The following is a 14,696-nucleotide window of genomic DNA, read 5'->3' on the forward strand; positions in this document are numbered from 1 at the left end:
GTGACAAAGTGTCACCTTATGTGGTATTCTTCAAAAAGTGACACTTTGTCAATATTTGGAAAGTAGGAGGAAAGAACAATGTTTCTGGCTATAAAAGAAATGCGTTATTCAAAATTAAGATATGGGTTGATCGTAGGAATCATGTTTTTGATCGCCTATGTTGTTTTTATATTGTCTGGCTTAGCTACCGGACTTAACTGGGATTTTAAAAAGGCCATCGTCGACTGGGATTCATCCGCGATCGTTTTATCAGAAGATGCGAATGACACATTTGCGGCTTCGCAATTGACGAGAGGGGATTTAGACCGTGTAGAAGGGACACAAAAAGCCCCAATTGGTTTATACAGCAGTGTCATTACGGTCAACGATGAACAAGTCAATGTGACTGTTTTTGGTACACAAGACGATGCGTTCTTGTTACCAGAAGTCTTAGAGGGCAAGCTGTTTTCAAAAGAAAATGAGATCACGATTTCAGAAAACTTAGCAGAAGAAGGTATCAAGGTCGGGGATCAAGTGAAAATCGGACGCTCAGATGAAACCTTCAAAGTCGTTGGGATCACCCCAGAAACGTCTTATACGGTGTCACCAGTGATTTATACTTCCCTCGATACTTGGACGAAAATGAAGTTTGCTAATCAACCATTCGCATCTGATAAGGAGCAGCCCATCAATATCATTGTGACCAAATCAAGTGATCCGAAAGTCGATAACCAAGAAGGAACCCAGCTTAAAGTGTTGGCAACGGAAGACTTTATTGAAAAGCTTCCTGGATTTTCTGCCCAAAACTTGACCTTAAATGCCATGATCTACTTCTTATTTGTTGTTGCAACGGCAATCGTGGGGATTTTCATGTATGTGATCACCCTACAAAAAACAGCGATTTTTGGTGTGATGAAAGCCCAAGGGATTCGGACCAGCTTTATTGCCAAATCAATTATTGCGCAAGCATTTATGGTCGGTGTGATTGGGGTAGCCCTAGCCTTTGCGGCGGCATACGGCACCAGCTTGTTTTTACCAGATGCCATGCCATTTTTCTTTGAATTAAAGCAATGGCTGCTTTATAGCGGCATCTTGATTCTCGTGGCAGTTCTAGGCGGCTTATTCTCCATTCGGACGGTCACAAAAGTCGATCCAATCACGGCAATAGGAGGGTAACAAAGATGAAAGACATTTTAGTAATGAAGGATATTATAAAAAAATTTGGCAAGCAGCATACCGAAGTAACGGCATTAAAAGGACTGAATTTTCATGTTCAAGAAGGGGAGTTTGTCAGTATCATCGGTCCTTCTGGTTCAGGAAAAAGTACCTTTTTGACCATCGCTGGCGGCTTACAAAATCCAACAACCGGAGAAATCATCATCAACCAGGTGAACTTTTCCCAATTAAATGAAAAGCAACGAGGGAAGTTGCGTTTTAAAGAGATTGGGTTTATCTTGCAAAGCTCGAATTTGATCCCTTTTCTAACGGTAAAGGAACAATTTTATTTGGTCGACAAAGTTTCAGGAAAAGCCAAGGAAAAGGAACGGATTGATGAATTGCTTGCTTCATTAGATATTCTCGATCTTCAAGACAAGTTTCCCCGCGATTTATCTGGTGGGGAACGTCAACGAGTGGCGATCGGCAGGGCGTTGTTTAATGACCCAAGCTTGATTTTGGCGGATGAACCAACTGCCAGCTTAGACACGGATCATGCGTATGAAGTCGTGAAGTTATTGGTGAAAGAAGCGCATGAGAAAAAGAAAGCGACAGTCATGGTCACCCACGACGAGCGAATGATCCAATGGAGTGATCGCATTTTCCGAATGGAAGATGGCAATCTGATCGAACAAAACGCCCCATCAAGAGAAACTGCACAAGTCTGAGTGGAAAAGTAGAGGGATTTGTTTATAATAGAGGGAGTAGATTGCGAATGATGGAGGAGAATCCCTTGCCAAGTACAACATTTTTTCATTTAAAACAAGAGAAAAAAGAAAAAATCGATGCCGTGCTTTTAGAAGAATTTTTTAGCAAGCATATCAGTCAAGTCAAGGTCTCTGCCATCGTCGAAAAATCGCACATTTCTAGAGGGGCGTTTTACAAGTACTTTCAAAACTTAGAAGATGCCTATGACTATGCGATCACCAACTATTCCAACCAAATCCATTCTGCGATTTTTACGTTTATCAATCGCAACAAAAATGATTTTTTCAAAGGGATCGAAGAATACTTGGCTTGGTGCAGTCAATGGTCACCTGAAGATGATCATTGGAAAATGATCCACTTATGTACCCAAAGCAATGCCTGGACGAAGCGCGATGCGATCCCTGACGATTCGCCCATGATTCGCCAATGGTTGGAGCTGTTGGAAGAAAATCGCTTCACGATCCATGATACGCAAGAAGCCGTCAGTTTCCTTTACTTTATTATGGCGGTCGTGATGGATAGTCTGACAGATTTTATTTCGAATGAATGGACCGCAAAAGAGCTGATCAAAGATTTCCGCTATAAGGTGCAGTGGATCAAGTATGGAATCAAAAAGGACAACAAAGAGTACAACAAAGAGGAATGAATGCTTCGGCAAGAGGATGGAGCAAATACCTCGCACGGCGGAGAAGTTCATTTACAAAGAAAGAGGTGCCCGACAACCGAAATAGTTGTCGGACACCTCTTTTTTGAGCAAATGGTTATTTTTTATTTACACGTTTCGCAATGATTGGCAAGATCAAGCCAATCAAAAGAAAGGCGATCGGCGTAATGATATTTAAGGCCAATTGGAAGAACCAAGCTTGCGGATCTGCCGCATAATCAAGCTTAGGAACCATCCCTAAAATGCAGGCAAAGGCCGTGAACAAGAAGCACCATAAGCCAATCCCAAAGCCAACTTTGGTGTTTTTCACGAATTTATAATCGGAAGTAAAGCGATTGGCGTGTTTGTTGACTAGCATAAAGGCTAAGAAGACCCATAAGTAACGCAGTGGCATGACAACTGAATTCAAGTTCAGCAACCAACGGTACAGTTCGGTCATATTGCCGATTCCTAGTGCTGGAATAATGATTAAAATGCTTACCAGGATACCAGTCATAATATATCCATTTACTGGTGTTCCTTTTTTGTTTAGTTTTGCTAAGCCATTTGGTACAAATTCTGAATCAGCATCAGACAGTAGTATTTTCAATGGGGCATCAATTGAAAAGGCCAAAGCAGAGATTTGCGCCAACGCATTGGCGATGGAATAAAGAATGACAAAGAAGTTGCCGATTCCGTAGAAGTTTCCAAGTCGTTGAAAGGCTTCATAAGCGCCGTTGACCATCAAATCTTCTGGAATATGGTTGGCATCAAAAAGCATCCCCATAGCAATCGAGCCGAGCAAGGCACATAACGCCACCATACCGGCTAAAAAGATCATGCCTTTTGGAAATTCTTTTGCAGGATTTTTTGTGTTATTTACGTAAGGCGAGATTTTTTCACAGCCGCCTACCGCAAATACCAGCATCGAGATCGTGGTTAAATAGGTAAAGTCAAATTTAGGGATATAGGTTGAAACAGATGACATGTTTGGTGTAGCAATTTCAGCACCAGTCATTGCTGGAGCGGTGACTGCTAAAAGAATAAAAAGAATCGACATCACGAACATGGCTGTTCCCGCGATGTTCCCAATCATTTTTAAGGTCGTCAATCCTTTAGAGGCAATCCATAAAAAGAATAGAAAAATAGCTAAACAAATCAACGAGACTTCCATGGAACCCATCGTCGATACAAATGTACCATTTCCTTTAAATAACCAACTCAAGGATACTAAGATTCCTTGGGGTTTTTGTGCCAAGTAGGGCACGTGAACGACCCAATAAGTCCAAGCAGCAAAAAAAGCCAACCGCTTTGTTGAGGTTTCTTTGATCCATGAGGAGACCCCACCACTTGACTCTTTGAAGGTCGATCCTAACTGACCAACACTTAATGCATATGGTACAAAATAAAGAGCCATAATTAATAGCCACGAAACAACAACAGTCAATCCTTGTTGAGCGTAATTGTTTACAACATTTCCCAGTCCCCAAACAGAGACGAACGCCATCAGCGCAATATTATACCAGCGTAATTGTTTCTCATTCATCGCTTTCTCCTTCTTAAAATGATTTTTCTGACTGGTTAAAATAGAGCGTTTTTTGAAATTTAGTGAGAAAAAAATTTCTTTCCATAAGCACTTGATCACTATCAAGTTTCTTATGCACTTTTTCACAAATGTCAAAGGTCAAATTGAATAAAAAAATTTCAGCTGCTCTTTTTTATCCAGTCATTGATTTTCCATAGTTAGGATAAACCTCTGAATTCTTTTGGTCAAGAAAAATTAAATTGTTATTTAAAAAAAATAATAAATTTCTGATGATAGAAAAAGCAAACATCATCATTCATTAATAATCTGAAAGAAATGCTACTACATTCGGTCAAGGGCGTGGATGAAATAGAGAACGTTTCATTTAAATGAATGGACGCATAAAGATGAAAGAAACCCTTTCGAAAGGCTTTTCACTGGTACTTTTTGGATAGATTTTTAAGCAAAGGAAACAGAAGAGTAGTCGTAGCTTTTTTGTTTTTCTAACAATAACTTTACGCTAACTTTCTTTCAAAGAAACACGAAAACAAAGTTAGCCGGATTCTTCATTCCATCGAAATCACTGGTTTTTTTTCTTCAATTTATAGGAGTTGGGTGTTATTCGCTCAAATACTGGCCATAAAAGCAAATAAAAGACGAAGTTTCCACTGGCATGGAAGAAATCGAACAGTAGTCCTTGAAGGTAATAGGCAAGAAACGAAGGAAACTGATACAGCCAAACCTCCATCAACGAAACGATCAAGCCATAAAGAAGTCCGCAAAGAAAGGCAAAGAAAGCTTGCAGGATACGATTTTTCTTGATGATCGGGATTTTTCCAAGCTGTTGAAAAAGAACGATGGTGCCGGTAAGTGCAGCCAATTGACTGATCGTCCAGGGACCCATGCCTAAATAGATATTTGTTCCGAGCAAACTTAGCAAGGCAATCATCAACGCATCGGTTAAGCAGTAAGAAAAAGCCACTAAAAATAAAAGGGCACTCATAGGCTGAACGTTAGGGATAAAGACAAAAACCAACCGTCCAACGATACACGCTGCGGTGAGCAGTGCTAAATGAGAAATTCTTTGAACGGAGAATACATTGGATTGGGGAGGAAGCATGAAAATCGCCGACTTTCTAATTGATAACCATTCTCATTATACATGGAAAATAATATAATTCAAGATTGAAATACACATTATATAGTACGATAATAAAAATGGAGCACAATATGTTGTGTTTTTAGAAGGAGAGGGAAAGAAATGGACTACAAAAAACAAACGATTGAGAAATTGAACGAAGATATCAAGTTGTTCCAAGAAGTTTCGGCGATCACACCGGAAATGACCAAAACATTTGAGGGAATCGCTCGTTTGATTATGTTGGATCGTTACTCATTCAAGGATCAAACCCATCAAACGTTGGGTAAGGATGATTTGGTGATTTTGACAACGAAAGCTGATCCTAAATATCCTGCACGAGGAATCGGTATTGTGAAAGCAATCGATGGGGAACTAGTCTCTATCGAAGTGGAAGAGGCCTATCGTTCAGCGTTAGAAGATACTGATGAACAAGCCAGTGGACTTGTGAAAAGAAGAAAAAGTGACATTGAAAAACCGTTAGAACTCTTTTTTGAGCAAGTGGCGCATCGTGTTGCCAAAGGGATTTCTGCCAACGAGTCCCATGACCAGGAGCGCTTCCTTGAGACGTTTTACCAACAAATCGTGGCGCAAAACCTAATTCCCGCAGGCAGAGTACTTTATGGAGCAGGAACAAATTCTCAAGTTACCTACTTCAATTGCTTTGTGATGCCTTTCATCCATGATTCCCGAAAAGGGATTGCTGTCCATCGACAAGAAGTCATGGAGATTATGAGTCGTGGTGGCGGGGTTGGAACCAATGGGTCGACCTTGCGACCAAAATCAAGTGTGGTCCACGGCGTCAGCGGTCGGTCTTCTGGGGCAGTTTCTTGGCTGAATGATTTGGCGAACTTGACGAACCTTGTCGAACAAGGAGGTAGTCGTCGCGGAGCGCAGATGATTATGATGGCAGATTGGCATCCAGATATTTTTACGTTTATTCTTTCTAAAGTTCAAAATCCTGCTGTATTGCTTCACCTGAAAAAAGCAGTCACGAATGCAGCAATCAAACAACTGATCAATGAAAAACTGCAATTTGATCCTTTGACAAAAATGGAAGAAAAAATGTTCACTTATCTAGCGCAACTGCCTGAATCGTCAGATAAGGAACATAATGACATGATCCAAAAGGCAAAAGAAAAATTGCGAATAGGTGGCAGCTATACGGTAAAAGAAAGTGATTTCTTAACTGGTGCGAATATTTCAGTCTGCTTGACAGGAGAATTCATGGAAGCAGTGAAGACAGATGGGTGGTATGAGCTGCGCTTTCCAGATATTGACAATTATTCGGAAGCAGAGATGGCGCAATATGATGCAAAATGGGCGGAAGTCGGGGATGTGCGAGAATGGGCAGCTGCTGGCCATAAAGTCAAAACCTATCAAAGGATCAAAGCTCGTGAGTTATGGGAGTTGATTACTTTTTGTGCAACGTATTCTGCTGAGCCTGGTATTTTCTTTATCGATAATGCCAACAAGATGACGAATGCTACAGCATACGGACAAAAAGTCGTGGCAACCAATCCGTGCGGTGAACAGCCCCTAACCCCTTATGCCGTCTGTAACTTGGCAGCCATCAATCTCGCAAACATGGCGGATCGCCAGAAAGGCACCGTTGATTTTGCCAAACTAAAAGAAACCGTGAAAACAGCAGTTCGTTTCCAAGACAATGTTATTGACGCAACGCCTTACTTTTTTGACAAAAATGAGCAGCAGGCGAAAGGGGAAAGACGTGTTGGATTAGGGATCATGGGCCTGGCAGATTTATTGATCTACTGTGGGAAAAAATACGGATCGACAGAAGGGAATCAATTCGTTGATCAAATTTTCGAGACAATGGCAGTCACTGCCTATGAGGCATCCATTGAATTGGCGAAAGAAAAAGGCAGCTTTCCCTTCCTGATTGGAAAAAATGACCAAGAGACGCAAGCGTTGCGGAAGAAATTTATCGATACAGGATACATGAAAAAAATGCCAGCGCACATTCGCGAAGGCGTGCTGCGATTCGGCATTCGTAACTCTCATCTTTTGACCGTTGCACCAACAGGATCGACAGGCACGATGACGGGAGTTTCAACCGGTTTAGAACCTTACTACTCCTTTTCTTATTTTAGAAGCGGTCGACTAGGTAAGTTTATTGAAATCAATGCGGAGATCGTTGACGAATACCTGATGGATCATCCTGAAAGAACCAAAGCGCAGTTGCCGGCATGGTTCATTTCCGCTATGGAGTTGACGCCCGAAGAACATGTCGGTGTGCAATGCACCATTCAACGTTGGGTGGATAGCTCCATTTCAAAAACGGTCAATGCACCAAAAGGATATACAGTAAGCCAAGTAGCCAAGGTTTATCGAGATCTTTATGAAGGAGGAGCCAAAGGAGGGACCGTCTATGTAGATGGCAGCCGAGATTCACAAGTACTTACCTTAGAAGCGGTAGAAAATGAGCTGACCGCACAAGTTGAACCGCTGCCTGTCGTTCAAGTAGATGAACCCGTCGTCTCTGGTGAAATCTGCCCCATCTGCCATGAAGGAACCATTGAGGAAATCGGCGGCTGTAGTACCTGCACAAACTGTAAAATCCAATTAAAATGCGGGCTCTAAAAGGATACAGGATTGATAGAGCAAGTCTTATCCGCATATTGGATAAAAAAAGATTTGTATTTTGACTATTGGAGAGGAAGAAATAGATGAAAAAAGTATTTGTCGTATTTATGCTAGTGAGCACATTACTCGTCGCTACAGGATGCCAACAGGCAAGTGTAACGTCAGAAAGCACGCAGCAAAGTTCCTTGAAGCAAGAACAAGGAACAGCTACGATCGTCATCCAAAATCAAGAAGATGTGACCTCAAAAGAAGTAACGTTCCGAGAAAATGAGTCGCTGATGGAAGTAATGAAAGAAAACTTTGCGATCAAAGAAAAAGATGGCTTTATCACCTCGATTGACGGCATCAGTCAAGATCAAAAAGCCAATCTATTTTGGGTCTATACCGTCAATGACGAAATGACCGATAAAGGGGCACAAGAGTTGTTTTTAAAAAGCAATGATATCATTACATTTGATTTGAAAGCATTCTGATTTGTTTGATTCTAAGGATCTTTATTGGTGCAAAAGAACTTGCACATAAAGATCTTTATCTATACAGATAGACTCTTGCGTTGATTTTGGAGGTAGTTTTGCATTCAAGTTCTATTCAAGAGTCTATTCTTGTTTTTCTATCATAGTTTGGAGTGGTGGCTTATTTTATTTTAAAATTGGAATAATAGAAATAAAGATACCATTACATACATAAGTTTTAGCCATGATGTTTCTTTCGTATTTTGGCTTGCGTTCCTTTTTTTTGTAGAAAATAATTTTTTTATAGTAGAGTGGAAATGGACAAAAATTTGATTTATCCGTTAGCTTAAGTGGCTAACGCTTCTATTCTCTAATATATGGTTTTACTTACTATTTTTCTTGCGATTGTTTCCCAATCTGCTTGTTGTTCATAAAAACAATGTTATCATTGTATCATCAGATGTGGGTGGCGAACAGTGGTCTAAAACACGAGCGTTGATTACAAATAAGGTTTTTTCGTTCTCTTTGTTTATTGATCAGAAAAGGTAGGAGGAGAATAATGGTTGAGGTACTTTTGATGTGTGGCGTTAGTGGTGCAGGCAAAACCACTTACTCAAAACAAAAAGAGCAAGAAGGTTATGTAAGATTAGCAATAGATGAATTAATTTGGGAAGACTATGGCGTTTATGGTGTTGATTACCCTTCGGAAAAATATGCAAAAGTTTCGTCATTATCTTCAGTTAAATTGAAAGAGCTTACAGTAAGGGCTGTTCAAGAAGGAAAAAACGTAGTTGTCGATTCTAGTTTTTGGGCTAAAAGTCACCGAGACGCTTATAGAGAACTACTGGCAGCATATGATGTGACGATTAAAGTAATCTATCTAAAAGCTGATTATGACACTTTACGAAAACGATTAGCGATCAGAAATAAAGTCCAGACTGCAAATTCCGCTTTTCCTATTACAGAAGAAATCCTTCAACGGTTTTTTTCAGGATTCGAAGAACCGATAAATGAAGATGAAGTAGTGATTGAGCAAAAGAATAAATGAAGTAGCATCAAAATGTTTTTACTCCTTTTCAATACATTTAGTCTTATTACTGTGCAGGACACAAAGGACAGTCATACTAGAAGCAAAACAGTGATTGGCAATTTCTTTTCTTGTTGCATTCTTCGATTAATAAACGGATCAAAAAGCAAGCCGCTGAAGACAAAATGACTATGGCAGCTGTTAAAGACCAAGAATCAATACAAGAAACCGCCCATTTGGTAAATAGGACGGCAAACAGTAACCAATTTGAGCAATCGAAACCACAAATTACGGCACAAAAAACGATTACTAAAAGACTTGAAGACTTGTAAGAAAAATTAAGTATATTCTTCCTCTTTATTTACGTACGTTATAATATGCTTAAGATTTTTAAATAGAAGGAGGAGAAAACATGGAAGTAATTACACCAACGAATGCAAGAAAAAACCTTTATGGAATCATTAAGCATGTTGTGGCTGACAGTCAACCTGTAGAAATTGCGAGTACAAAAGAGGAAGAAAGCGTCAGCATGATTAGTAAGAGCGATTGGAACTCCTTACAAGAACCGCTCAACTTACAAAATGTGGGTGTACTTGATCGGATCAAACACTTTGAGAATGAAGAAAGTGAAGACTTAGGTGAAATTGATTGGGATAGAATGTAAAGATCAAAAAGAATGCTCGCAAAGATTTGTCTAAATTGAAGAGTATCAATCTAACTAGTAAGTTTGATGAACTGATCAAAGTCATTAAGGAAAATCCTTTTCAAACACCGCCGCCTTACGAAAAATTACCAGGATTACCTTACTGTTCAAGACGTCTCAATATCAAACACAGGTTGGTTACAGCGTGGAAGAAGAGAGTAAAACGATCACGATTCTCTCTGTTTGGTCACACTATGAACGTGGGATATAATATGCTAAACTATTTCGACTCTTTGTCAACAAGGACTGATGAGTCGTACAAAATCAAATCTGGGTCAGAATGAATAGCATTCTGACCCAGATTTTTGTTATCTTACTTTGATTAATTGATTGATCAAAAAGATTCTAATTCTCATGTTCTCAAATGATTTATATCCGTAGAATACTCGTTTCGTGATCGGTAAATGAGTCATCGTTTGAGTAAGGGAGAGAATCGTATTGAGATGCCTTCTTCATTGCTCAAAAGTTTTTGAAGTTTTACACAGACCTCTTCAAATAAGAAATCCTCTTATCAAAAAAAATCCCTTTATTCGCAAGGTGATAATAATAAACAAAAAAAATGGAACAGCATAAATGTTTTCGAAATGCTTTCGCACCAACATTTACCTGTTCCGTGGGTTTGGCACCCAATGGGCCGTGAGGGGCTCGAACCCGCGATCCGCTGATTAAGAGTTAAATAATTGATAGTTTTATTTAGTTTGAAAATGCTTTGGATGTGTTGAATTTTATTAAGTATACCAAGGCTTTTAGGATTGTTTTAATACTAGTTAATAAACATAAATATAAAACAGTAAAAGAAGAAATACAGAAATAAACAAGAAAATTGTTGGCATGATGGAAAACGAGTCTAACAAAAAAGTTTTTTTAAAAAAACATCTTTATATTTAGCTATTAACCAGTATGTAGAAATAAAGATAGGTGATAAGAGAAATTGGAAAGAAAACTCAATATATCAGTTTATCAGCAGGGAAATTTTTATAGAGTTCCCAAACTATTGATTCAAGGAAAAAAGTATGAAAAATTAACTTCCGATGCAAAATTACTTTACGCAGTCTATCAGGACAGAGCAGAGATTTCAATCCAAAATAAATGGACAGATTTAAATGGTGATATTTATTTTCTTTTTTCCATAGATGAAGTGTGTTTTTTTATGGGATGGGGAAGAGATAAGACTATAAAAATAAAAAAAGAGCTAATAGCATTTGATCTTCTATCTGAAAAAAGGCAAGGGAGAAATCTAGTAAATAAAACTTATTTGCATCTAATTGATTTAAACACAGATATACGAAAATTTATTTCTAAATCATTAATGATAAAGGAAATCGATAGAAGAATTATTGAGAACGAGAAAGTTTGTCAAAGTGAATGTTTTGAGGAATTTGAGAACAACTGCATTCTGAGCTTAGCACAAAACTTTCATTGTGATATTGGTAATATCAAATATTTTCTGAAAAAGTATCGAATTTCTTTAATTCAGAAGTACAATGATGGTAAAAGTCTTCTGGTAACTAAAGAAGTCGGAAAAGCAGACTTCCAAGAAATCTTTCATGAAACTGGGGAGACGGAAAAACCGATTTCTAGAAATAGGGTTAACAGACTTCTTGATGTCGGGAAAAACGATCCTAATGATACTAATATAAATAAGAAAAATAATATGAGAAAAGACGAAGAGAATTTAAAAAGAGAAATTGAAAGACTAACGGGTGATAATCCTCTTATTCAGAAGTATGCTCATAGATTGCTATTCGAAAAAAATTATAGTATAGAGCTAGAGTATCTAGTTGTTAACTCTTTAGACAATTGCTGGCAATTATTACTTTTCGAACGTGATCATGGCAATGAAAAGATAAGTGCTAATATCAATTTATATGGTGAAACGTCTTTAGAAAACTTGTTTAGAGAAGTTTTTGAAAAGCAATTAGACTTTACTCAGCATAACTGTAGAAATTCTGAATATTTTTTGAGATATTTTGTTGAAGGAATGAAGAGTCGAATTGATAACCTACTTTTTTAGTTTAAAAGTATATAAGATCTTTCAAGGAAAAGAGTGGATTTGTATGAAGGAAATAAAACATTCAATTGGGAGCTAGTTGGTGAAGGGAATACGTATGATGAAATGATTGTTGACTTTATTGATTGCGAGAAAGAACGTATGGAAAGCCACCGCTTGTCACTTTTATGTCAAAGGAGTGTGGAAGCAACTCCTGAATAAGAATTTCATCGTGTTAACCTACTGGAAAAACAATGATAAGGAATATAACACATTTCTTTGCTTACACAGTATGAAGGCTATTCCTTTCAAAATGCGGTCGGCTTTCTTCTTGGTGAAGAGCTTGAAGCACACAAGGGGTACGATGAATCAGAAGAAAATAAAGGTCCCTATCAACATGCGTATGAGGCAGCCGATTCTACAGAAAAAGTAAGGCACTATTTGGAAAATATACGCGGGATCGATCGGGAAATTATTACGTACTTAATCGACAATGATTACTTGATTCAAGATAAAAAATACGGAAGTGCGGTTTTAAATTGGAAACAGTATGGACTGGCACAAGAGAAGATCGTTGGTGCAACGAGTATCGTCACCCGAGCCAAGATCACGGATTCGCCCCGTAAGTATATTGGAGAAAATTCCGAGAAACATTATGGGTTTAATATTACTCTTGGCGAACCAAAAGCGATCTACTTCTTTGAAGCAGGGATCGATTTACTCAGCTATTGGTCGCTGCATAAGGACCTGACGGATTGCCGCTTAGTTTGTTTGGAGGGTCGGAAGGAAAAAACAGTCGTTAAAATGATCCAAGAAGGCTACCAAATCTTTGAGACCCTTCCCAAAAATGGCATTTTCTATGGGGTAGACAATGATCCAGCGGGTCAGTCTTTCTACAGTAAATGCGACAAAAAAATCAATATCAAGCAAGAGGTCGGCACTGATACGCTGATTATTAATCAAGCCTTGAATCCTTATGACCATCAAGTCCAACAAGAGATAATTGACCAGGTCAACCAGGCAGCTACCATCCACGGTGTAGATCCGAACCTACTCCTAACGATCCAAAAGATTGAGAATAATCTAACAGACACGAACAAAATTTCAAATGACTGGAAAGCCTACGGTTACTTTGCTAAAACCCCTAAGAGTCATGCCAAAGAAGAAACGATCGACCTGACTGATGCCTTAGATACCCTTTGTAAGGACATTAATGAAAAGCATGTAACACTTGAATCGATTGCCGATTTATACCTGGAGAATAAACCGTCAGGATTAGAGCAGCAGCTGCTTCAGAGTCGAGCGAACGAACTGTATTCGATGTACACGAATGATCAAATGGAAGTTGTCCATGAAGTCAGCAAGGATTGGAACGATTTTTTAAAAGAGCAACGCTCAGAAGGATTGATCACGGAACATACGCCTCTGGTCATTCAAGAGCCAGTCGATCAGGTGAATCGAAGAAGTATCAACCAATTCAAGTATTACTTAACCGATAAGAAAGACAATGTTGAAATGAAGGCATTGTTGGTGGATCAGTACAGTATAAACCCTAAAATCGTCGATGCGCTTTATAAAAAAGGGTTGATGCGTCAGGATATCCATGACCGGATCGTCTTTTTGTGGAACGATCAAGGGCGCGTCACAGGCGGTCAATTGCGGGGAACCTTCCAAAGCAAAGAGTTTGGCAAGCTTGGCTATGAACAAAAAATAATGGACTTTTCAGCGGAAGGCTATGGGTTCAACGTAAGTTTGGGAACACCTCAAAGTATCCATTTCTTTCAGTCGCCTGAAGACTTGTTGGCTTACTGGACGTTGAATATCGATCAAGTAAAAGACACGATCGTCTTTGCTTTATCAGATGGCCAAGCCGAACATGTCGTTGATAATATCAATAATAAACTTCAGGCAGGGCATAAAATCCAACAAGTAACGTTTTGTGTCGGGAACAATAAACAAGCACTTGAGCTGTTGGATAAAGTCGCTCAACTAAAAACATTCAACCAGCAGACGTTGTTGCTTCAGACCGAACTTGGATCCGATATTGCCTTTCAGTCCGAACGGCCAAAGATCGGGATTAATTGGATCAATGAATTGATCGCAAAAAAGGACCGGGACCGGGAAGTCAATGCGGTTAAGCAAAAGCAACAACGAACCGCTGCTCCCCAAAAAGTAGAACAACACTATGCACGATCCTAAGGAGGAAAACAAATGAATCGATTTACTGGCGTTGGACGGCTCGTCCAACAACCAATCGTAAAGGAACTCAAGTCTGGCCTTTCAGTCGCAAATTTCAAAGTGGCCATCCGAAGAGGGTATAAAGATAAAACTGGCAAGGAAGTCACTGACTATCTTCCCTGTATTGCCTGGAGAAAGACAGCAGAATATATTGGGAAGTATGGATCCAAAGGCGTTCTTGTAAGTATTGAGGGCAGAAACGAGACGAGAAGCTATAAAAAAAATGATCAAACCATTTCTGTGATGGAAATCAACGTAGAAACAATCAAGCTACTGGAGTCAAAAGAAGTCGTAGAAGCGCGAAGACAGCGTCAGGCTGAAAATGCCAACCCAACAGGTGAGTTGCCTGAAGATGGCAGCTACAGTGCCTTTGAAAGTGAATATGAATCAATTATTGTGGATCCGAGCGAATTACCATTTCAAGATTAGAGGATAGAAAGAGACGGACTAAGTAGTCTGTCTCTTTACCCTGGT

The 14,696-nt window shown here is 39.2% G+C and carries 12 protein-coding genes and 1 pseudogene; 10 read left to right on the top strand and 3 right to left on the bottom strand.

What is annotated here, in order from left to right; genetic code table 11:
* Window positions 1–78: 78 nt before the first annotated feature.
* Genes IGJ42_RS03460 through IGJ42_RS03470 form a run of 3 tightly spaced genes read left to right on the top strand, consistent with a single transcriptional unit; the run spans window position 79 to window position 2,548 of the window.
* Window positions 79–1,155, top strand: a complete 1,077-nt coding sequence (locus IGJ42_RS03460) for an ABC transporter permease (RefSeq protein WP_005237408.1) — start codon at window positions 79–81, stop codon at window positions 1,153–1,155.
* Window positions 1,156–1,160: 5 nt separating this feature from the next.
* A complete protein-coding gene (locus tag IGJ42_RS03465; protein ID WP_086333056.1) occupies window positions 1,161–1,862 on the top strand; it encodes an ABC transporter ATP-binding protein in 702 nt (233 codons plus the stop codon).
* 47 nt (window positions 1,863–1,909) lie between these two features.
* Window positions 1,910–2,548 (top strand): TetR family transcriptional regulator, encoded by a 639-nt coding sequence (locus IGJ42_RS03470; RefSeq protein WP_016613761.1) that lies wholly within the window; start codon window positions 1,910–1,912, stop codon window positions 2,546–2,548.
* A 115-nt stretch (window positions 2,549–2,663) separates the two neighbouring features.
* Here IGJ42_RS03470 and IGJ42_RS03475 read toward each other — a convergent pair whose 3' ends face one another.
* Together IGJ42_RS03475 and IGJ42_RS03480 are read right to left on the bottom strand one after the other, a co-directional pair.
* On the bottom strand, window positions 2,664–4,091 hold the full coding sequence (locus tag IGJ42_RS03475) for an APC family permease (RefSeq protein WP_005225272.1): 1,428 nt from the start codon (window positions 4,089–4,091) through the stop codon (window positions 2,664–2,666).
* Between the two features lie 559 nt (window positions 4,092–4,650).
* Window positions 4,651–5,190, bottom strand: coding sequence for a hypothetical protein (locus IGJ42_RS03480; protein WP_086333057.1), 540 nt, complete (start codon window positions 5,188–5,190; stop codon window positions 4,651–4,653).
* 141 nt (window positions 5,191–5,331) lie between these two features.
* Between IGJ42_RS03480 and IGJ42_RS03485 the strand changes: the two genes are divergently transcribed.
* The 4 genes from IGJ42_RS03485 to IGJ42_RS03500 all read left to right on the top strand — a co-directional run bounded on the left by IGJ42_RS03485 (window position 5,332) and on the right by IGJ42_RS03500 (window position 9,955).
* The gene (locus tag IGJ42_RS03485; RefSeq protein ID WP_086333058.1) at window positions 5,332–7,809 is read left to right on the top strand and encodes a vitamin B12-dependent ribonucleotide reductase; all 2,478 of its coding nucleotides are present in this window, start codon (window positions 5,332–5,334) and stop codon (window positions 7,807–7,809) included.
* A gap of 86 nt (window positions 7,810–7,895) precedes the next feature.
* Window positions 7,896–8,285 carry a DUF4430 domain-containing protein gene (locus IGJ42_RS03490; RefSeq protein ID WP_086333059.1) on the top strand — a complete coding sequence of 130 codons (390 nt, stop codon included), beginning with the start codon at window positions 7,896–7,898 and terminating at the stop codon, window positions 8,283–8,285.
* Between the two features lie 538 nt (window positions 8,286–8,823).
* A complete protein-coding gene (locus IGJ42_RS03495; protein WP_005237399.1) occupies window positions 8,824–9,312 on the top strand; it encodes an AAA family ATPase in 489 nt (162 codons plus the stop codon).
* A 391-nt stretch (window positions 9,313–9,703) separates the two neighbouring features.
* The gene (locus tag IGJ42_RS03500; protein WP_016621797.1) at window positions 9,704–9,955 is read left to right on the top strand and encodes a type II toxin-antitoxin system Phd/YefM family antitoxin; all 252 of its coding nucleotides are present in this window, start codon (window positions 9,704–9,706) and stop codon (window positions 9,953–9,955) included.
* Between the two features lie 347 nt (window positions 9,956–10,302).
* Here IGJ42_RS03500 and IGJ42_RS03505 read toward each other — a convergent pair.
* Window positions 10,303–10,472 (bottom strand): annotated as a pseudogene (locus tag IGJ42_RS03505) (ISL3 family transposase); the annotation flags it as partial.
* Window positions 10,473–10,925: 453 nt separating this feature from the next.
* Here IGJ42_RS03505 and IGJ42_RS03510 point away from each other — a divergent pair.
* From IGJ42_RS03510 to IGJ42_RS03520, 3 genes are all read left to right on the top strand, one after another.
* Window positions 10,926–12,008: a replication initiator protein A gene (locus IGJ42_RS03510; RefSeq protein WP_086333060.1), complete on the top strand. Its 1,083-nt coding sequence runs from the start codon at window positions 10,926–10,928 to the stop codon at window positions 12,006–12,008.
* Between the two features lie 255 nt (window positions 12,009–12,263).
* Window positions 12,264–14,183 carry a DUF3991 domain-containing protein gene (locus IGJ42_RS03515; protein ID WP_430615939.1) on the top strand — a complete coding sequence of 640 codons (1,920 nt, stop codon included), beginning with the start codon at window positions 12,264–12,266 and terminating at the stop codon, window positions 14,181–14,183.
* Window positions 14,184–14,195: 12 nt separating this feature from the next.
* Window positions 14,196–14,651, top strand: a complete 456-nt coding sequence (locus tag IGJ42_RS03520) for a single-stranded DNA-binding protein (RefSeq protein ID WP_086333061.1) — start codon at window positions 14,196–14,198, stop codon at window positions 14,649–14,651.
* The last annotated feature ends 45 nt before the right edge of the window (window positions 14,652–14,696 follow it).

The organism is Enterococcus sp. DIV1067f, assembly GCF_050543505.1.
GTDB lineage: Bacteria > Bacillota > Bacilli > Lactobacillales > Enterococcaceae > Enterococcus_D > Enterococcus_D entomosocium.

What these genes read in the sequence shown, in the direction of transcription:
- IGJ42_RS03460 (WP_005237408.1), top strand. Translation starts at nt 79, where the DNA reads ATGTTTCTGGCTATAAAAGAAATGCGTTATTCAAAATTAAGATATGGG.
- IGJ42_RS03465 (WP_086333056.1), top strand. Translation starts at nt 1,161, where the DNA reads ATGAAAGACATTTTAGTAATGAAGGATATTATAAAAAAATTTGGCAAG.
- IGJ42_RS03470 (WP_016613761.1), top strand. Translation starts at nt 1,910, where the DNA reads ATGATGGAGGAGAATCCCTTGCCAAGTACAACATTTTTTCATTTAAAA.
- IGJ42_RS03475 (WP_005225272.1), bottom strand. Translation starts at nt 4,091, where the DNA reads ATGAATGAGAAACAATTACGCTGGTATAATATTGCGCTGATGGCGTTC.
- IGJ42_RS03480 (WP_086333057.1), bottom strand. Translation starts at nt 5,190, where the DNA reads ATGCTTCCTCCCCAATCCAATGTATTCTCCGTTCAAAGAATTTCTCAT.
- IGJ42_RS03485 (WP_086333058.1), top strand. Translation starts at nt 5,332, where the DNA reads ATGGACTACAAAAAACAAACGATTGAGAAATTGAACGAAGATATCAAG.
- IGJ42_RS03490 (WP_086333059.1), top strand. Translation starts at nt 7,896, where the DNA reads ATGAAAAAAGTATTTGTCGTATTTATGCTAGTGAGCACATTACTCGTC.
- IGJ42_RS03495 (WP_005237399.1), top strand. Translation starts at nt 8,824, where the DNA reads ATGGTTGAGGTACTTTTGATGTGTGGCGTTAGTGGTGCAGGCAAAACC.
- IGJ42_RS03500 (WP_016621797.1), top strand. Translation starts at nt 9,704, where the DNA reads ATGGAAGTAATTACACCAACGAATGCAAGAAAAAACCTTTATGGAATC.
- IGJ42_RS03520 (WP_086333061.1), top strand. Translation starts at nt 14,196, where the DNA reads ATGAATCGATTTACTGGCGTTGGACGGCTCGTCCAACAACCAATCGTA.